The sequence below is a fragment of the Acinetobacter sp. FDAARGOS_558 genome (assembly GCF_003937785.1).
In the GTDB taxonomy this organism is placed as follows: Bacteria; Pseudomonadota; Gammaproteobacteria; order Pseudomonadales; family Moraxellaceae; genus Acinetobacter; species Acinetobacter baumannii.
The window spans coordinates 2,416,776-2,435,270 of sequence record NZ_RKJH01000001.1 but is presented as its reverse complement, the minus strand read 5'-3'; the positions used below and the strand labels follow the sequence as shown (position 1 = coordinate 2,435,270).

Below are 18,495 nucleotides of genomic sequence, written 5' to 3'. Positions count from 1 at the left end.
CGTAATAGAATTTAAAATTCCAATTACACAGCCTTATTTATAATCCAGATAATATATAATTAATTATTATTAAAAATATCACGTGTATAAACTTTATCTAAAACATCTAATAAATTATCTTCAAGGCGGTTAGAGATAATAATATCACACTGTTTTTTAAAAATATTAATATTATTCTCTATAGAACATCCATTAAATATGTTCTCATTTAAAGTAGGCTCATATATAATAACATTAACTTTATTTTTCAATAAATTATCTATAATAGTCTGTACTGCAGAAGAACGGAAGTTATCAGACCCTTGTTTCATGATAAGTCGATAGACTCCAACTGTTCTGACATCTCTAGAAAGTAGACTCCGCACAATAAACTCTTTACGTGTATTGTTAGCTTTCACAATCGCTTTAATAATATCATTAGGTATATCAGTATAATTAGCTAATAACTGTTTAGTATCCTTTGGCAAGCAATAACCGCCATAACCAAAAGAAGGATTATTATAGTAGTTACCAATACGAGGATCTAAGCATACCCCCTCTATAATTTGTTTAGCATCTAAATTCTTAATTTCTGCATATGTATCCAGCTCGTTAAAAAATGCAACTCTCATAGCGAGATATGTATTTGCAAATAATTTTACCGCCTCAGCTTCTGTTGAATTAGTTAATAAAATAGGAATATCCCGTTTTATTGCACCTTGTTGTAATAAATATGCAAACTCTTGAGCTCTTTCAGATTGTTCTCCAACAATAATTCGTGAAGGATATAAATTATCGTGTAAAGCTTTACCTTCTCGAAGGAATTCTGGAGAAAAAACTATATTATCAGTATTATATTTAGCGCGCATTGTATTAACAAATCCAACTGGAACAGTAGATTTAATAATAATAAGGGCTTCTTTATTAATTTCTAAAATACTCTCAATAACCGATTCAACCGATGAGGTATTAAAATAATTTTTAACCTCATCATAATCAGTAGGCGTAGCAATAATGATAACTTCAGATTGTCTATAAGCTGATTTATAATCCAAAGTTGCTTGAAGATTTAACTTTTTATTCTTAAGATATTCTATAATTTCTCTATCATGAATCGGGGCTTTTTTTTCATTTACTAAGTTTACACGCTCTATATTATTATCTATCGCAAACACCTGATTATGCTGAGCCAAAAGTATTGCATTAGAGAGCCCAACATACCCTAAACCTACCACAGATATTGTTATAGACATAATCATCCTACCTTATACATCATTAAATTTTTAATAAATCAGCTACTTTTGGAAATTTGCTGCGAATAATACCCTTTACCGCATAATGAAAAAAATAATAGCAACTTTTTAATAATGGCAATTTTTCAATATGTCTATATAACTGCCAATTATATTGGGCTGCTTTAAATTTATTCGCAGATATTGAATCCGATCGTACAGTATAACTTGCAAGATCTTCTTGCAATCCATAAGCAAAAGATTCTTGCTTAAGAATCTTCAACCATAAAGCAAAATCTTGACGCTTACGTATAAGAGGGAATTCTACCTTTCCTAATTTATGTACGTCGTACATTGCAGTTAAGCAACCAATAATACAGGTTTTTAATAATTGATGGTAATTTACTTTATTAGGAATATACATATTTCCTATATTTTCATCTAACTCATTTACTTTATGATAAGCTGTATATGTAAAAGCGTAATCATTTGCCAACATGAAATGAACTTGTTTCTCTAATTTTCTATCATTCCAGCTATCATCACTATCTAAAAAAGCAATAAAACGTCCTTGGGCATATTGAATGCCTGTATTACGAGCAACAGCTGCACCAGAATTCTTCTGAAGTTGAATCAACTTAATTCGAGAATCTATACTTACGAAATCATTTATAATATTAACAGAATTATCAGTAGAACAATCATCTACTATTATCATTTCCCAATCATCATATGTCTGTAAAAGAACAGACTGTATAGTTTTAGAAATATATTCTGCCGAGTTAAAAGATGGGGTTATAATAGAAACTAATTTATTCATTTAATTAATCAACTTATAAATGTCCAAAAGATCTTTAGCAGCATACTTAATATTAAATTGAGAATTTTCAACAATATTATTATACTTGTCCCTTTCTATTACTAAATTTGTATTAATAATCTTATTAACCCATATCTGTCTTTCTAGAGGAATGTATGAAATAATATCCGTTACCTTCGTTTCAACAGGAACATTTTCAGAGACAATACTTTTTAATCCAACAGCCTGGGCTTCTACTACACTAATTCCTAGACCTTCAAACTTTGAAGGAAATAAAAATATATCAAACATTGATAACAAAGAGTTTACATCATCTCTTTGTCCCAGAAAGAAAATTTTCTTCTCCAATTTTAATTCTTTTACTTTAGAAATTACTATCTCTTTCAAGTCTCCATCACCCACAAAAAAAAGTATATAGTTTTTCTTCATTTTCAAAAGCTCATCAAAAATATCAACTATAAAGTCTTGATTTTTTATAGAGTTGAAGGCCCCTACATGGCCTAGAATAATATCACTTTCATCCAACCCAAACTTCTCCCTATAAAGCCTTCTATCACTCAATGAATATTTATATTCATTTATATCAATACCATTAAAAACAACTTGAAACTTATTATTTTTAAATTTTGCAATTCCAGCTTTTTTACTACAAGCCAATTTATTAGTAGAAAAAATATTTAGAAAAATATTTAGAAATTTATTTATATAACAATTTATAATTTTAGCTGAAAAAACAGAGCTATGGCTATGCACAATTCTATTCTCAACACCAAAAAACATTGAGAAAAAGATATCAATAATCCCTATGTTTGGATTATGGACATGAACAACATCTATTTTATTTTTATAATAAAAAGACAATAAAAAGACAATATAGTGAATAAAATTTCTAAAATTTGGGATTACAACCACTTGAGCTCCCAATTTTTCTAATTGATAAATAACTTTAGGATCAGCATAATCCTCCATGACTAAATATATAAATTTACAGGTATCTTTCAACTCTTTATTAAAATTTAGTACCATGTTGAAGACGCCACCCTTCAATGTTCCACCTAACGCATGAGCCACTACTATCATTTAGATCTACCACCAGTTTTCAAGAATAATAATATTGCCAAAAAATAATAAATATTAGCAACTCCCTTAAAATTTAAAACTAAAAATAGTAAAATAAGCAAAAACATTAGAACTTTTGATTGTTGGATAAATCTAGATTTCAAAATCATAAAAAAAGAAACAAACATATAATAAATTAAGCCAATTATCCCTCCACTAAAAATAATCCTAAAATATCCAACATCTGTATTCTTATAATACCCACCATCTTCTGTACGATAAAAAACATCACCAAACACCCAAGTTTTTAAATTATCAGGGTATATATCAAACATTGATGTCAATTTGCCAAAAGATTGTGCAGCTTGTGAATCATCTGTATCTAGTAAAAGATCAAAGCCAAAATCCTTAAGTAATATTATTTTATCATTTTGAATTAGAATATTATAAAATGGAATGACTAAAACAATAAGAAAAAACAAACCTAAAATAGATTTTAAAATAATCTTGGGATTCTTATAAAACAAAATCAAACTTAATAAAAAACCAACAATAGTTGTCCTAGCTCCTAAAAAACCTACAAAAGCAATTGTAATATAGGCTATCACATCCCATACAATGTATTTTGTTTTTTTACTAATTTGAAATGCTAATAAAAGCAAAGTAATACAATTCAAGACTCCCAATCCAAAAAAAGATTTACCAACACCAACCATCCGTGCATCATTAAACGCAGCTAATGTATCGCCTTCAAGATTATCAACTTGTACAATAGAGAATATGATATTAAAAAATGTTGGACTTAAATATGCAATAAAAGACAAAAGCAACTGAAAAACAACCACCTGCCCAATCATTGTTATTACAAAATCTGGATCTTTGTTTCTTGTATAATAATTAATAAATAATGCAGAAAATAAAAAAAGAATTGAGGTAATAAAAATCTCTTTTATGTAATCATAACTAGATACACTGTTTATTATAGAGCTAATTGACCAAAAAAATAAAAAACCAAGCAAAAGAAATAATTGGCTTACAAAAATTTTATTTACTCTACCAAAATTATTTAGATTTAAGTAAAACAACAAACCACCTAAAAATGCGATTGGAAGAATCATATAATAGGGTGGAAATACCACTTTAAGATTTAAAAGATAAACAAACAATATTAGGAATAACCCTAAAGTGTAACTTACATGATTAATCATCTTTTTATCAACTCTTTATACAGTAACACTCCACCCTTATATGTCAATTTATTACATAAGAAAAGATTTATATATTGAAGTATTTTCTTTGGATTAAATAAAAAAGAGATAATCCACCTATATCCTAAATTATTCTTAATTTCTCGATTATTCAACTTACTAATAATCCGAAAATAAATTTTCGATAGTTTTTTAAAATCAATATCTTTAGCACAATACCGAACCATACTCGAAGAATATGTTTTCAATTCATCTTCACTAAAGCTAATATTATTATTCAAGAAAAGAATTCTATAAATATTTATTAGCGCATCTCTTTTTTTAGAATAATTTTTGTTTAATAATTTTGACTCACTATTATCTAAATACCTATATTTTAATAAAAACTCATTTATATTATGAAATTTACTATTTTGGGACATTCTAATCCACAACATATAGTCTTCCACTCTATAAAATTCTTTTTCATATTCAAAGCTTCTAAAAACTGTTGTACGCCCCATAATAGAAGGATGAATAAATGGAGACTGAATAAAAAGCATCATTTTTATATCATGATCTGATGCAGGCATATTAATAACACCTATTCTGTCACCGTTATTATTAATCTTAATTGCATTTGTTCCAATAAGATCAATTTCATTATTCTTTTCTAGAAAATCAACCTGTTTTTTAAATCGCTCTGGTAAGCAAATGTCATCGGCATCCATGCGAGCAATATATTTACCTTTTGCTAAATTAATCCCTTTGTTTAAAGTACCAATTAAACCTAAATTTTTCTCATTCTTCACATAAACAATACGACTATCATTATACGATAAAATAATTTCTTCCGTTCTATCTATCGAACCATCATTAAGAATAATTAACTCAAAGTCAGTAAATGTTTGAGATAAAACACTATCAATTGCTTCTTTAAGATATAATTCAGCATTATATGCAGGAAGCACAACACTAACTAACATGATTCCACCTCAATATTAGTACTATCCGTTAACCAAGCTTCATAATATGCTCGATTCTTACCATAAGAATTATCAAGTAAAATGATTTTCTTATCTAATAGTAAAGACAAAATACAGCCATGCAACCGTGTTGTATAAATCACGTCAAAATCATTAATAAATCGGATACCCGTATCAATCAATTGAGTACGAACTGTATTCATTGCAAAATTATTAATATATTTAATAAGAAAAGGATGCTGTTTATTTCGCTGCCCTTTTGATAATTTTCGATTTATAGCGAATAAAAATTTCAAATAATTACAATATATTGGAGTCTTTTCAAAAGTCGGCCAATCTGACTGTAAATTTACTTGATCTCTATATTTTTTATCTAAAGGGACAGCTTCTACGTCTATACGACTCATCAATAACTTTTTACCTGTAGATTGAGATTTAATAAACCTTTCATCCTTAATACAAAAAGCCATATCAGGTAAAAATAGAACCTTACCTTTATCTAAATATTGACAAGCCAAATTATAAGAGAACTGATCACGGACACATAAATATAAATTTTTATGTTGAGCAAAATATTGAAAATCTTCTTTCTCAACGTCCTTATCTTTAAAATAAATAGTTTGCGGTAAAATAATGATCTTATTATCAGGATATAACTTTATGACATCTTTTCTAAATTTCTGACTTGAGCCATAAATATCACCAAAATTCCCTCCACCATGTAATAAAATAACTACATTAGAATCAAGAGGGGTTAGAGAAGCCGTAGCTGAATTTCCATAATCCATCATTTTATATGGTTTATCTGATAAAAAATCCAAAGTTCCTTGCCAAATTAATGTATCGCCAATATTTATATGGTAAGGTAAATCCCAATAAACATAATTACTATCAATTAAAGGTGATAGTTTAGATTCAATAATAGACTGTAGGTGTCTCTTTAAATCTTTTGCATTCATTATTTAAACCTTTCTTAAAACCTTAGATACAAAAGTAAAAATTATTTTATGTTCATTTCGATTGAGCAATACAGGAAAAGCTACAATGCTCAGTAAAAACATTATAAATAATATATTTAGTATAATATCTATAATACTCAAGCTATTATAAGACATATATACCCAAACAATAGGTGTCATTACAATTAACAGTAAACATATTCTTAAAATTAATTGCTTGAAATATTCAAGAAGATTCAGACACTTCAGAGAATGGACATTATGTACTCTATAGATATAAGCTAAGATCGCAGTGAGTGTTTTTGCAATAAAAGCTAGCATCGGCTGTTTCCATACCATAAAACTCATGTAAGCAATCGGTAAATTTAGAGTTAAAATACATGAGATTACCATTTGGTAACGTCGAATATTACCAGATGCTTGAACAGTCAACCATAAAGGGGCTGAAAGCACTTCAAATAGTATTACAACTAAAGTTAAGCGCGTAAACAATACTGCATGCTCTGGCACACGCCCTAACCACAATTGCAAAATTTGATCAGAAAAAGTGAATAATGGTACAGCAACTAGTAAATATAGAAAAATAGAAAATTTAGAGAAAAAAACAATTAATTTTTTTAACTTATCAAAGTCTTCTTGTGCATAAGTTTTCATCAAATACGGACTATAGGCCGTTTGAAAACTACTTACAAATTGATAGACGGCTGTATAGATTTGTTGAGCAACAGCATTAGCAGCATTAACAAGAACTCCAAAAAACTTATTTAATGTGATTGATAAACCTTGTTGTGAAAATAAAGCAGCACTACTTCCAAATAATGTCCATCCCGAAAATGATAATATTTCTTTATAATATTTTTTTTCGACCCTTTTCTGCAACTTAGGCATATTTAGTTGCATATAACACATCAAAACATAAACTAGTGTAACTACAAGGGTTACTGCACTCAAAATATAACCATAAACAACTAAATTAGATTGACTTATTGAAATATAGCTTAATACTAAGACGCCCAGAAATTTCAGCACCGCATCAAAAATTGAAATCGATGCATATACACTCATTTTTTCATTTGAAATTAATAAAGCAATAAATGGCAGTCTAAAAACCATAAATACGAGATTAACCACACATAACTTAAAGAATGTGACTGCATCATCACTATGATAAATCGGTATATTCAATTGGCCAACAATACCACCAGCAAGACTAAACCCAAGACCCAGCACCAATAAACTAATAAGCAAAAAGATTTGTAGAGACACACTATAAATATTTGATTGTTTTTTGGAATCTCCATGTGATACATTGTAGAAACGTTGCAATGTGGTCGCCATTGATCCACTCAGTATATTGAAAAGAATAACGACCCCAAAAATTAGATCATAAATTCCGTACCCTTCAAAACCTAGTGTTTTTAATAAAAGACGAGTAGAAAAAAGCGTTAAGAACATTACAAAGAACATTCTTAAAAACATATAGAGTGTATTTTTTACAACTATTGTAGCTTCTTTTTTCAAATTTAACCTTTCGAATCAAAGTCGAATAGAGGACTCATTTTGAGTTAAAACATATTTCAAATCATAGAGTACATGCTTTTCTTTACCTAAGGCATGAAACTCATGTGCACTCATTGATTTAAACTGATTATGGGCAACGGCAATAACGATCGCATCATACAAGCCTTGTTGTAATTCTTTAATTGGCGCTAAACCATATTCGTGTTGTACTTCTGTATCATCTACCCACGGGTCATAGATATCTAAATCTAAATCGTATTCTTTCAAGGCTTTAATAAAATCGACAATTTTTGTATTACGAATATCAGGACAGTTTTCTTTAAAACTAAGACCCATCACTAAAATACGTGCGCCAACGACCTGAATTCGTTGCTTAACCATCTCTTTTATAAGCTGAGTCGCCACATGCTCACCCATACGATCATTTAAGCGCCGAGCCGCTAAAATAATTTCAGGATGCAACCCGATAGACTGGGCTTTATGGGTAAGATAATAGGGATCTACACCTATACAATGCCCACCCACCAAGCCTGGACGAAATGGTAAAAAGTTCCACTTTGTTCCAGCTGCTTTAAGGACTTCTTCAGTATCAACGCCTAACTTATTAAAAATAAGGGCCAATTCATTGATCAGTGCAATATTAACGTCACGCTGAGTATTTTCAATTACTTTAGCTGCTTCTGCAACTTTTATGCTCGGTGCCTTATGAGTGCCCGCTTCAATAATTAAATTATAAATCTCATCAACATAATCAGCTACATCAGGTGTGGAACCCGATGTGATTTTTAGAATATTAGTTACACGATGTTGCTTGTCACCGGGGTTAATCCGCTCTGGACTATAACCGGCAAAGAAATCTTGATTAAACTTGAGTCCTGATACTTTTTCTAATACAGGAATACACACTTCTTCTGTCGCACCTGGATATACTGTGGACTCATATACCACCACATCTCCCTTTTTAAGCACCTGACCAATACTCGTCGAGGCTTTAATTAAAGGAGTTAAATCAGGCTGCTTAAAGTCATCAATTGGTGTAGGTACTGTGACTATGAAAAAATTAGAGTCCTGTAAATCATCTAAATGAGCAGTATATTTGAGGTGAACAGCTTGCTTTAATTCTTCAGGTGAAACTTCTAAGGTATGATCTTGACCATTCTTAAGCTCATCTATACGTTTTTGATAAATATCAAAGCCGACAACCGGCACCTTTTTTCCAAACTCAACTGCCAACGGCAAGCCAACATAGCCTAACCCAATAATTGCTATTTTTAATTTGGCAATTTGCATATAAACGAGCCTTTTTCCTTAGAGTTTATATCTAATAAATCATGCTTTTGGCACTAACAGTGCAGCGTACTATATCAGATTTTCTTTTAGCGCCGTATATCAATTGTATAAATGTGTTTACAACATCTATAAGTAATCTTTTCCAATTTAGCCAAAACTATACATTTTTAATATTTCTACACCGTGACTACTGCTTAAAAGCCCGACCTAGATAAACTAAACATACAAAGCCTTGCGATTTTTCGGTGTTTTTTCATTTCTTTTAAGCTAGAATCTGTGCATCCTGCGTTTAATAGACACTTGTCACTATGCAGTAGACAATATCAATTAAAGATAAATACACAAAGGGTCGCGTGTGAAGTATTGCCAGTTTTTCTCTGTTCTTGCCTTGAGTTTAAGTGCTGCCAGTTGTGCAGTTACGTCCGGCTTACAAACCTATGATATTCCGAGTGAAGGTGTTTATAAAACAGATCTTGGAACGACCGTTAATGTCGTTAAAATTTCTCAAGAAACATTACCAGCAATTCAGCCTGCTCAAATCGACTACCAACGCGACTACGCATCTTTATTTAAAAACCAACAATCTATTTACCGTTTAAGTCCAGGAGATATTCTCTCGATTCAACTATGGGCTTATCCAGAAATTACACCACCCGTAAACAATATTAGTAGTGAACAGTCTATTCAGGCGAATGGTTATCCGATTGATCAGAGTGGTTATATTCAATTTCCTCTAGTCGGCCGTTATAAAGCTGCCGGTAAAACACTGGCCCAAGTGAACCGTGAACTTCATAACCAACTTTCTCGTTTCTTAAAAAACCCTGATGTGGTTGTACGTGTATTGTCTTATGAAGGTCAACGCTTCTCTGTGCAAGGCAGTGTTACCAAAGGTGGACAATTTTATTTAAGTGACCAACCTGTGAGTATTTATACTGCATTGGGTATGGCAGGTGGCGTCACTACTACTGGTGATAATACTTATATTCAACTCATTCGAAATGGTAGAACCTATAATCTAAATACGATTGATTTAGAAAAAGCAGGCTATTCACTGCACAAACTTTTGGTTCAGCCGAACGATACCATTTATGTCAGTACTCGTGAGAACCAAAAAATTTATGTGATGGGTGAATCAGGTAAAAATCAAGCGCTACCAATGCGCGATCAAGGCATGACATTGACTGATGCTCTAGGTGAAAGTTTGGGTATTAATCCAAATTCAGCCAGCGCTAGCCGCATATATGTAGTACGGACAAACCCAAATGACCACACAACCCAAATTTATCATTTAAATTTAATGAGTATTGGAGATTTTGGCTTAGCGAATCAATTTAGATTACGCAGTAACGATATTGTTTATGTCGATGCGACTGGCTTGACGCGTTGGCAACGTGTGGTTAATCAGATTATCCCGTTCTCAAATGCTTTATATAACATAGACCGTTTGGGACAATAATTTTATGCAAATTAAAAATATTTTGGTGGTTTGTATTGGGAATATTTGCCGTAGCCCTATGGCAGAATATCTTTTAAAACAGCAATATCCTCAACTCAATATTGAATCTGCGGGTATTTCGGGGTTGATTGGGCATCAAGCCGATGAAAAGGCCCAGCTCTGTATGCAGCATTTAGGCATTGATATGCAGCCTCATATTGCGAGAAAGCTCAATGCCGAGCTCATCAAAAAAGCTGATCTTATTCTAGTGATGAGCAGTAACCAACAAAAGCATATTGAACAAACTTGGCCCTTTGCAAAAGGAAAAACTTTCCGTTTAGGTCATTGGCAAAATAAAAATGTGCCCGATCCCTACCAGCATGAGCAAGCTGTATTTGATGAAACTTGCCAACTCATTCAGCAATGCGTGGCTGACTGGAAACCTTATATTTAACGTATAGATTTTTAAGCATATGAACCAACAGAATACTAATACCGAAGATACAATTGACTTAAAAGAATTGTTTTTTTCACTGATTGCTCAGTGGAAACTCATTGCTCTATGCGTTATTTTAAGCGTTGTATGTGCCCTACTCTATTTACGTGTAACGCCAGATACCTATTCGGTAGATGCTTTAGTTCAGGTTGAAGACAGTAAAGGGGCTTCTGCTGCACTTTTAGGTGATTTATCACAAATGATCGAGCAAAAATCACCAGCCCAAGCAGAAATAGAAATTTTAAAATCTCGTTTGGTTTTAGGCACGGTCATTAAGGACTTACATCTAAATATACAGGTCTCTAGCACTGAAAATACACTTACCCATCGCTTACTAAGTGATACTGACTATAAAACTGAATACACTAAAAAATCGGTTTTATTTAAAGATGACTTAAAAAGTTTTGAAGTACGTGAATTTGAAGTTCCAGCTTACTATCTTGACAGAAACTTACTTCTTAATTTTGATAAACAGTCTTTACGTTTAACAGATCCAGATACTGAAGAAGTCATCTTAACTGTTCCATTAAACCAAACTAATCACGTTGCTGGTCCTCATGGTTTATGGAAAGTTGCTATCTTTACGAAAGATCAATTTGATGCAACTTATAATATTAAAAGTCAATCAATACCAGCTGCTGTAAATGCACTTAGCGCAAATTATTCAGTAGCAGAACGCGGCAAACTTACAGGAGTGTTAGGTCTTAACTATCAAGGTCAAGACAAAGAGCATATTACCAAAGTTCTCAATGCGATTTTAGCAACCTATAGTGCACAAAATATTGAGCGCCGTTCGGCAGAATCTGCTCAAACCTTAAAATTTTTAGATGAACAACTACCTGACCTGAAAAAACAGCTAGATGATGCAGAGCGTCAATTTAATAAATTCCGTCAACAGTATAATACCGTTGATGTGACTAAAGAATCTGAGCTTTATTTAACCCAGAGTATTACTTTGGAAACTAAAAAAGCAGAGCTTGAGCAGAAACAAGCTGAAATGGCAGCTAAATATACTGCAGAGCACCCAGCAATGCGTGAAATTAATGGCCAGCTCGCTGCGATTAATAAGCAAATTAGTGAGCTCAATAGTACTTTAAAACAATTACCCGATGTTCAGCGCCAATATTTACAGCTTTATCGTGAAGTTGAAGTTAAAACACAGCTCTATACAGCTCTTTTAAATTCATACCAACAACTTCGTATTGCCAAAGCCGGTGAAATTGGTAATGTACGTATTGTCGACACTGCAGTTGAGCCAGTTGAACCTATTAAGCCTAGAAAACTGTTAGTTCTTATTTTATCAGTATTTGTGGGCGGCTTTATTGGAGCTCTACTAGCCCTATTACGTAATATGTTACGTACGGGTATTAAAGATTCTGGCCAAATTGAAAATGAATTGGATTTACCGGTTTATGCAACTGTACCTCGTTCTCCAATTCAAGAAAGCCGCATCAAGATTTTAAAGAAGAAGAAGAGTATTCCTATTCTTGCGGTTAAAAATAGTGATGATATTGCTATTGAGAGCTTACGTAGTATTCGTACAGCTATTCACTTTGCATTAGCAAATGCAAAAAATAATATCATTATGATTGCAGGTCCCTCTCCTGAAGTAGGTAAATCGTTTATTTCGACCAACCTTGCAACTATTTTTGCTCAAAGTGACAAGCGTGTATTACTCATTGATGCAGACATGCGTCGTGGCTATATGCATAAATATTTCGATGTTGATGTAAAGCCTGGTCTGTCAGAATTTCTAAGTGGACAAGCTGATTTACAAAAAGTATTGCACAAAACTCAGGTAGCCAATCTTGATGTGATCACTCGTGGTAAGAGCCCAACAAATCCTTCAGAGATTTTAAGCTCAAACCAGTTTAAGGAATTACTTGAGCAGCTACAAAGCCAATACGACCACATCATTATTGATACTCCACCAGTGCTTGCGGTAACCGATGGTATTATTATTTCGCAATATACTGGTGTGAACTTAATTGTTGCACGCTACGCCAAGTCACAAATGAAAGAGCTTGAACTAACTGTTAATCGTTTTGAACAGGCGGGTGTTAAAGTTAACGGCTTTATTCTCAATGATATTCAACGTGCTAGCGCTGGCTATGGTTATGGCTATAACTATGCTTATGCCTATAAGGCACAAAAAGAAGACTAATTAAAACTCTTCATAAAAACCGGATCAAATGATCCGGTTTTTTATTTGCTTTTTAAGTTTTGCCACATTAAAACTAACTAAAATATATAAAAAACCACTCGTTTTTTTTGTTAAACATTCTATGCTTAAGTCGAAGCATGCTAAGATCGAAGCAGCCTTTTAGACTCAAATGATTATTTTTGGAACCTTTTATGAGTAAAGCCTTACCCATTGCTGTCGCTGTAGTTTTAGGCGGTGCTGCACTTGTACCTGTATATTATGCAACTCAACATCCGACCACAGAAGTCGGACGTAAAGCAGACAAAAATGCTTCTCCAATTCAAAAAATCAGTTATGTTCTTGGGTATGAAGTTGCTCAACAAACTCCTCCTGAACTGGATACGAAAGCATTTGTTCAAGGGATCCATGATGCGCGCAATAAGCAGCCTAGTGCTTATACTCAAGAAGATTTAAAAGCTGCCGTTGCTGCTTATGAAAAAGAGTTACAACAAAAAATGCAGCATCAAGACAAACCTGAGCAAGCAGGTACGGCTGCTGACTCTGCAGATGCACAGTTCCTTGCAGAAAACAAAACGAAAGCTGACGTAAAAACCACTGCATCAGGTTTGCAATATATCATTACTAAAGAAGGTACTGGTAAACAGCCAACTGCTCAGTCTATTGTTAAAGTACATTATGAAGGCCGCTTAATTAATGGACAGGTTTTCGATAGTTCTTATAAGCGTGGTCAACCAGTAGAATTCCCGCTTAATCAGGTCATTCCAGGTTGGACTGAAGGTCTTCAACTCATGAAAGAAGGTGGAAAAGCGACTTTCTTCATACCATCAAATCTTGCATATGGCCCACAAGAGCTTCCTGGAATTCCAGCAAACAGTACACTGATTTTTGATGTAGAACTCATTTCAGTGAAATAATAACAATCCAGGAGAGTCGTTATACTCTCCTGTTTTTTTTTGGAAAATGACATGAAAAAAATCAGTTTGGTTATTGCAGCGTCAACGATGAGTTTATCTGTTTTTGCTGCTGCACCGATAACAAATAAAAGTCCGGCAAAAGATCAGTTTAGTTATAGTTATGGTTATTTAATGGGCCGTAATAATACTGATGCGTTAACAGATTTAAATCTTGATATTTTTTACCAAGGTTTACAAGAAGGTGCTCAAAATAAGACAGCACGCCTAACTGATGAAGAAATGGCGAAAGCAATTAATGATTATAAAAAAACATTAGAAGCTAAACAGCTAGTCGAATTTCAAAAACAAGGTCAACAAAACGCTCAGGCTGGTGCAGCTTTTCTGGCAGAAAATGCTAAAAAATCTGGTGTGATTACGACTAAATCAGGTCTGCAATATCAGGTATTAAAAGAAGGCACTGGTAAAACACCTAAAGCCACCTCTCGTGTAAAAGTAAACTATGAAGGACGTTTACTCGACGGAACTGTATTTGATAGCTCAATTGCACGTAATCATCCCGTTGATTTTCAGTTAAATCAAGTGATTGCCGGATGGACCGAAGGCTTACAAACTATGAAAGAAGGCGGTAAAACCCGTTTCTTCATTCCAGCAAAACTTGCTTATGGTGAAGTTGGTGCTGGGGATAGTATCGGTCCAAATAGTACTTTAATTTTTGATATTGAGTTGCTACAAGTTTTGCCAAAATAATTTTCGAAGATAAAAAAAGCGATCTAAATTGATCGCTTTTTTATTTTAGTGTTTTAAATCTCTCGGTCTAAAGCCTGTCAGTAATAAGCCAATTAAGTAAGCGATCACACCTATAACGCATAAACCTACTACCTCTGCAACACGAATCCATTGAGAGAGTTCACCGTTATACCAATTTAACCCGAACCAAAGCGCTGCAATCATCGCCAGGTTAGCCAAACCATATTGAAGTGCCAGTTTTTTCCAATGTGCTCCAAATCGGAAAATATTACGCTTATGCAGATAAAAATAGAGCAAACCTGCATTTACTAAAGCTGAACCAGAAGAGGCTAATGCAAGCGCCATATGCTCTGCATGCCAATTGATTAGTTTAAAAAATCCAATAAATACAACGTTTAAAATCGCATTGGCAGCAACAGACATTAAACCCACACGGACCGGTGTTTTGGTATCTTGCTGCGCATAGAAACCTGGTGCAAATACTTTAATTAACATAAAGGAAATTACACCAGCGCTCATACACTGCAATGCGAGTGCTGTCATTTGTGTATCGCGTAAATCAAACTCACCGCGTTGGAACAATGCCTGAATAATCGGTGTAGAAAGCATAAATAAAGCAATACTTGCTGGTAACCCCACCAATACAATCACTTTCGCTGCCCAATCAATCATGCTACGAAATTTCGCTTGGTCTTGTTCAGCATGACGTGCTGACAGTGAAGGCAAAATCACTGTACCAATCGCAACACCAATTAATCCTAAAGGTAGCTCAGTCATACGTTCGGCACTGTAGAGCCAAGACACTGAACCATCTTGCATGAAAGATGCCCAAATCGTATTTAGCAATAGGTTAATCTGAGTCACAGATACACCAAATAATGCTGGAAGCATTAATTTTAAAATACGTTCTACACCTTCATGTTTAAAATCAACTTTCGGTGGGATCAGTAAGTTTTTACGCCATAACTCAGGAATTTGTATAGCTAACTGTAAAATACCAGCTGCAACAACTGACCAACCTAAAGCTTTGATTGGCTCAGCCATATACGGTGTAAGCCACCAAGCCCCTGCAATCATTGCTACGTTCAGTAAAACAGGTGAAAAAGCTGGCGAGGCAAACGAGCCATAACTGTTTAAGATGCTGCTGGCAAAAGCCGTAAGCGACATAAACATTAAATATGGAATGGTCAGACGGAACATACTGACCGCTAAATCAAACTTTTCAGGGTCATTATGGAAGCCCGGCGCATACATATAGATAATTGCTGGAGCTAAAACCATAGCCACAAAAGTCAGTAAAGTCATGACTGTCAGCAAACAGCCAAATACTCGACTAATTAAGATCTGTACTTCTGCATGCGCACGACCTGTTTTATATTCGGTCAATACCGGAATAAAAGCCTGTGAAAAAGCCCCTTCGGCAAACAACCGTCGAAAGAAGTTGGGAATACGAAAAGCCACAACGAAGGTATCGAAATCTTTACCCGCACCAAACACGTTGAGCAATACGACATCTCGTACTAAGCCCAATACCCGTGACAACATCGTCATCGCACTGACAATAAAAGTCGATCGCCATAATGCCATCGTACTCACCTACAGCTATATTCGAAAGTCGCTATTGTAATGAAACTAGAAAATCTTTTCGTTGTAAAATGATGAATGAACTCAAGTTTTTTTCTGTGCTAACAACTGCCTAAAGTGCTGCCATTTAAAATAAGGTCCCGGATCGGTTTTTCGGCCCGGTGCAATGTCTGAATGCCCTGCAATATGGTTTTTAATTTCAGGATAGGCCTGACGGATAGCAGTAACAACGTCAGTTAGTACTTCATATTGTAAGTCTTCAAAAGGTAAATCATCACTTCCTTCAAGCTCAATACCAATTGAATAATCATTACATTCAACTTTGGCTAAGTAGCTTGAACGCCCTGCATGCCATGCACGATCATTAAAGTTAACAAACTGTAGGACTTCACCTGTTCGTAAAATTAACAGGTGTGTAGAGACTTGCATACCTTCAATAGTCTGAAAATAGGGATGAACGGACCAATCTAATTTATTCTGGAAAAACTGTTCAATATAGCCTCCCCCAAACTGAGAAGGCGGCAAGCTTATATTATGAACCACAATCATTTGTATTTCGGTACCAGCGGGACGCTGGTTAAAATTTGGAGAAGGTACTTGTCTCGCTCCTTTTAATTGTCCATCTATAACTTCATACGGTGTGTTTTGCTTCATTGAGATGCCAATAAATTGCCGGCCAATTGTTTTAGTTTAAAACAGTTAATTGCTTTTCAGAGTAGTCAGCATGATTGTTTATCGCGATTAATCTGATAAAACAGCTTATTTTTAAAGTCGACGGTGCTAATATATCGCAAGTTTTAGGGTCATCGACAAAATGGAAACCGTATGAGCATACCTCAGTCTTTGCTTGAACAGTCAATTCAAATCAATATTCAACAAGCATTACAAGAAGATATTGGGGACGGTGACATTACCGCCATGCTCACACCTGAAGATGAACAGGCTACCGCAACTATTATTAGCCGTGAAAATATGGTTTTAGCTGGACAGCCGTGGGTAAATGCACTCATCTCAGCGTATGACAACACTGTACAGGTGACTTGGTTAAAACAAGAAGGTGACCGTGTTGCTGCAAATGAAGCCTTTTTAAAGCTTACTGGTTCTGCACGTAGCTTACTGACTGTAGAGCGCCCTGCTTTAAACTTTATTCAAACATTATCAGCTGTGGCTACAAAAACTGCTGAATATGTTCAACATCTTGAAGGTTTAAATACAAAACTTCTCGATACACGTAAAACTTTACCGGGCTTACGTATTGCACAAAAATATGCCGTAACCGTCGGCGGCGGACAAAATCACCGCCTCGGTTTATTTGATGCATTCTTAATTAAAGAAAATCATATTATGGCAGCGGGCGGTATTGCCCAAGCGATAGCAAAAGCACATCAAATTGCGCCGGGTAAACCTGTTGAAGTCGAAGTTGAAACTTGGGATGAGCTAAACCAAGCGCTTGAAGCAGGTGCAGATATTGTCATGCTCGACAATTTTAGCCAACAACAAATGATTGATGCTGTAAAACACGTGGCGGGACGCTGTAAACTCGAAGCTTCGGGCAATATCACTATTGAAAACTTACGCGAAGTAGCAACTACTGGTGTCGACTATATTTCTATGGGCGTGTTGACTAAAGATGTCAAAGCCGTTGATTTATCAATGCGTTTTAATGCCTAAATAAAATCAGCATCATTATTAGTATTTTTTTGCGACTTGGTCATGTCTGCCGCTTGTGTTTTTTGCCATGCTGACTGAGTCGCTTGTGCCCCACTATCCCGTGGATCGGCAGCCATTAAAACAAAAGTAACTACTGCTAATAATACAATAAAACCTTGTAGCATAAATTTCCCCATCACTTTAAAAAATTAGGGTTTCAAGGTAAAAGATAAATATGACCAGGCTTAGGAGATTCTGTTACAAAAGGTAAGTCTTTGTTTTTATTATTCATCTATACGACAGCATCTTCCCACATAGTATTTTATATAAACACCCTATTCCCTTTATTTACTATCGTGATGTGGATATCTCGTTTCTCTATTCGGCCTACGCGGCAGAGTCTTACCGCTTATAATTTTTTTGCCAACAGCTCATTCTGTTACTTTGGTTTTGCCCAAAGTAACCAAAGGCA

Annotated in this window: 17 protein-coding genes; 6 read left to right on the top strand and 11 right to left on the bottom strand. The window is 34.2% G+C overall.

The window, feature by feature from the left end:
* Nucleotides 1–59: 59 nt before the first annotated feature.
* The 8 genes from EGT34_RS11735 to tviB are packed head-to-tail and all read right to left on the bottom strand — an operon-like array spanning nucleotide 60 to nucleotide 9,033.
* Nucleotides 60–1,226: a nucleotide sugar dehydrogenase gene (locus EGT34_RS11735; RefSeq protein ID WP_031975042.1), complete on the bottom strand. Its 1,167-nt coding sequence runs from the start codon at nucleotides 1,224–1,226 to the stop codon at nucleotides 60–62.
* A gap of 28 nt (nucleotides 1,227–1,254) precedes the next feature.
* Nucleotides 1,255–2,031 (bottom strand): glycosyltransferase family 2 protein, encoded by a 777-nt coding sequence (locus EGT34_RS11730; RefSeq protein WP_031975043.1) that lies wholly within the window; start codon nucleotides 2,029–2,031, stop codon nucleotides 1,255–1,257.
* The gene (locus EGT34_RS11725; protein WP_031975044.1) at nucleotides 2,032–3,111 is read right to left on the bottom strand and encodes a glycosyltransferase; all 1,080 of its coding nucleotides are present in this window, start codon (nucleotides 3,109–3,111) and stop codon (nucleotides 2,032–2,034) included.
* Complete coding sequence (locus tag EGT34_RS11720; RefSeq protein WP_031975045.1) at nucleotides 3,108–4,298, bottom strand: hypothetical protein; 1,191 nt, start codon at nucleotides 4,296–4,298, stop codon at nucleotides 3,108–3,110. Before EGT34_RS11720 ends, EGT34_RS11725 begins: the two co-directional genes overlap by 4 nt.
* Nucleotides 4,295–5,263 carry a glycosyltransferase gene (locus EGT34_RS11715; protein WP_050591082.1) on the bottom strand — a complete coding sequence of 323 codons (969 nt, stop codon included), beginning with the start codon at nucleotides 5,261–5,263 and terminating at the stop codon, nucleotides 4,295–4,297. Before EGT34_RS11715 ends, EGT34_RS11720 begins: the two co-directional genes overlap by 4 nt.
* Entirely contained in the window at nucleotides 5,257–6,222 is a 966-nt protein-coding gene (locus EGT34_RS11710) for a polysaccharide pyruvyl transferase family protein (RefSeq protein ID WP_050591083.1), read from the bottom strand. Before EGT34_RS11710 ends, EGT34_RS11715 begins: the two co-directional genes overlap by 7 nt.
* Nucleotides 6,223–6,225: 3 nt before the next feature.
* Nucleotides 6,226–7,743, bottom strand: coding sequence for an oligosaccharide flippase family protein (locus EGT34_RS11705; RefSeq protein ID WP_031975048.1), 1,518 nt, complete (start codon nucleotides 7,741–7,743; stop codon nucleotides 6,226–6,228).
* Nucleotides 7,744–7,758: 15 nt separating this feature from the next.
* A complete protein-coding gene (gene tviB / locus EGT34_RS11700) occupies nucleotides 7,759–9,033 on the bottom strand; it encodes a Vi polysaccharide biosynthesis UDP-N-acetylglucosamine C-6 dehydrogenase TviB (RefSeq protein WP_031975049.1) in 1,275 nt (424 codons plus the stop codon).
* Nucleotides 9,034–9,388: 355 nt separating this feature from the next.
* Here tviB and EGT34_RS11695 point away from each other — a divergent pair, with 355 nt between their 5' ends.
* The 5 genes from EGT34_RS11695 to EGT34_RS11675 all read left to right on the top strand — a co-directional run bounded on the left by EGT34_RS11695 (nucleotide 9,389) and on the right by EGT34_RS11675 (nucleotide 14,789).
* The gene (locus EGT34_RS11695) at nucleotides 9,389–10,489 is read left to right on the top strand and encodes a polysaccharide biosynthesis/export family protein (protein ID WP_031975050.1); all 1,101 of its coding nucleotides are present in this window, start codon (nucleotides 9,389–9,391) and stop codon (nucleotides 10,487–10,489) included.
* Between the two features lie 4 nt (nucleotides 10,490–10,493).
* On the top strand, nucleotides 10,494–10,922 hold the full coding sequence (locus EGT34_RS11690) for a low molecular weight protein-tyrosine-phosphatase (RefSeq protein WP_031975051.1): 429 nt from the start codon (nucleotides 10,494–10,496) through the stop codon (nucleotides 10,920–10,922).
* Between the two features lie 19 nt (nucleotides 10,923–10,941).
* A complete protein-coding gene (locus tag EGT34_RS11685) occupies nucleotides 10,942–13,128 on the top strand; it encodes a polysaccharide biosynthesis tyrosine autokinase (RefSeq protein ID WP_031975052.1) in 2,187 nt (728 codons plus the stop codon).
* 191 nt (nucleotides 13,129–13,319) lie between these two features.
* Nucleotides 13,320–14,042: an FKBP-type peptidyl-prolyl cis-trans isomerase gene (locus EGT34_RS11680; RefSeq protein ID WP_000030394.1), complete on the top strand. Its 723-nt coding sequence runs from the start codon at nucleotides 13,320–13,322 to the stop codon at nucleotides 14,040–14,042.
* A gap of 51 nt (nucleotides 14,043–14,093) precedes the next feature.
* Complete coding sequence (locus EGT34_RS11675; protein WP_000724220.1) at nucleotides 14,094–14,789, top strand: FKBP-type peptidyl-prolyl cis-trans isomerase; 696 nt, start codon at nucleotides 14,094–14,096, stop codon at nucleotides 14,787–14,789.
* 45 nt (nucleotides 14,790–14,834) lie between these two features.
* Here EGT34_RS11675 and murJ read toward each other — a convergent pair whose 3' ends face one another.
* Together murJ and ampD are read right to left on the bottom strand one after the other, a co-directional pair.
* Nucleotides 14,835–16,385, bottom strand: coding sequence for a murein biosynthesis integral membrane protein MurJ (gene murJ / locus EGT34_RS11670; RefSeq protein ID WP_014465999.1), 1,551 nt, complete (start codon nucleotides 16,383–16,385; stop codon nucleotides 14,835–14,837).
* 72 nt (nucleotides 16,386–16,457) lie between these two features.
* Nucleotides 16,458–17,027 (bottom strand): 1,6-anhydro-N-acetylmuramyl-L-alanine amidase AmpD, encoded by a 570-nt coding sequence (gene ampD / locus EGT34_RS11665; protein WP_031975053.1) that lies wholly within the window; start codon nucleotides 17,025–17,027, stop codon nucleotides 16,458–16,460.
* A gap of 171 nt (nucleotides 17,028–17,198) precedes the next feature.
* On the opposite strand from ampD, the gene nadC reads away from it, so the two are divergent.
* Complete coding sequence (gene nadC / locus EGT34_RS11660) at nucleotides 17,199–18,044, top strand: carboxylating nicotinate-nucleotide diphosphorylase (RefSeq protein ID WP_002062462.1); 846 nt, start codon at nucleotides 17,199–17,201, stop codon at nucleotides 18,042–18,044.
* On the opposite strand, the gene EGT34_RS11655 is transcribed toward nadC, so the two are convergent.
* Nucleotides 18,041–18,208, bottom strand: coding sequence for a hypothetical protein (locus EGT34_RS11655; protein WP_000938939.1), 168 nt, complete (start codon nucleotides 18,206–18,208; stop codon nucleotides 18,041–18,043). The genes nadC and EGT34_RS11655 overlap by 4 nt on opposite strands.
* Nucleotides 18,209–18,495: the final 287 nt, after the last annotated feature.

What these genes read in the sequence shown, in the direction of transcription:
- EGT34_RS11730 (WP_031975043.1), bottom strand. Translation starts at nt 2,031, where the DNA reads ATGAATAAATTAGTTTCTATTATAACCCCATCTTTTAACTCGGCAGAA.
- EGT34_RS11720 (WP_031975045.1), bottom strand. Translation starts at nt 4,298, where the DNA reads ATGATTAATCATGTAAGTTACACTTTAGGGTTATTCCTAATATTGTTT.
- tviB (WP_031975049.1), bottom strand. Translation starts at nt 9,033, where the DNA reads ATGCAAATTGCCAAATTAAAAATAGCAATTATTGGGTTAGGCTATGTT.
- EGT34_RS11680 (WP_000030394.1), top strand. Translation starts at nt 13,320, where the DNA reads ATGAGTAAAGCCTTACCCATTGCTGTCGCTGTAGTTTTAGGCGGTGCT.
- EGT34_RS11655 (WP_000938939.1), bottom strand. Translation starts at nt 18,208, where the DNA reads ATGCTACAAGGTTTTATTGTATTATTAGCAGTAGTTACTTTTGTTTTA.
- ampD (WP_031975053.1), bottom strand. Translation starts at nt 17,027, where the DNA reads ATGAAGCAAAACACACCGTATGAAGTTATAGATGGACAATTAAAAGGA.
- EGT34_RS11690 (WP_031975051.1), top strand. Translation starts at nt 10,494, where the DNA reads ATGCAAATTAAAAATATTTTGGTGGTTTGTATTGGGAATATTTGCCGT.
- EGT34_RS11685 (WP_031975052.1), top strand. Translation starts at nt 10,942, where the DNA reads ATGAACCAACAGAATACTAATACCGAAGATACAATTGACTTAAAAGAA.
- EGT34_RS11710 (WP_050591083.1), bottom strand. Translation starts at nt 6,222, where the DNA reads ATGAATGCAAAAGATTTAAAGAGACACCTACAGTCTATTATTGAATCT.
- EGT34_RS11715 (WP_050591082.1), bottom strand. Translation starts at nt 5,263, where the DNA reads ATGTTAGTTAGTGTTGTGCTTCCTGCATATAATGCTGAATTATATCTT.
- EGT34_RS11725 (WP_031975044.1), bottom strand. Translation starts at nt 3,111, where the DNA reads ATGATAGTAGTGGCTCATGCGTTAGGTGGAACATTGAAGGGTGGCGTC.
- EGT34_RS11675 (WP_000724220.1), top strand. Translation starts at nt 14,094, where the DNA reads ATGAAAAAAATCAGTTTGGTTATTGCAGCGTCAACGATGAGTTTATCT.
- nadC (WP_002062462.1), top strand. Translation starts at nt 17,199, where the DNA reads ATGAGCATACCTCAGTCTTTGCTTGAACAGTCAATTCAAATCAATATT.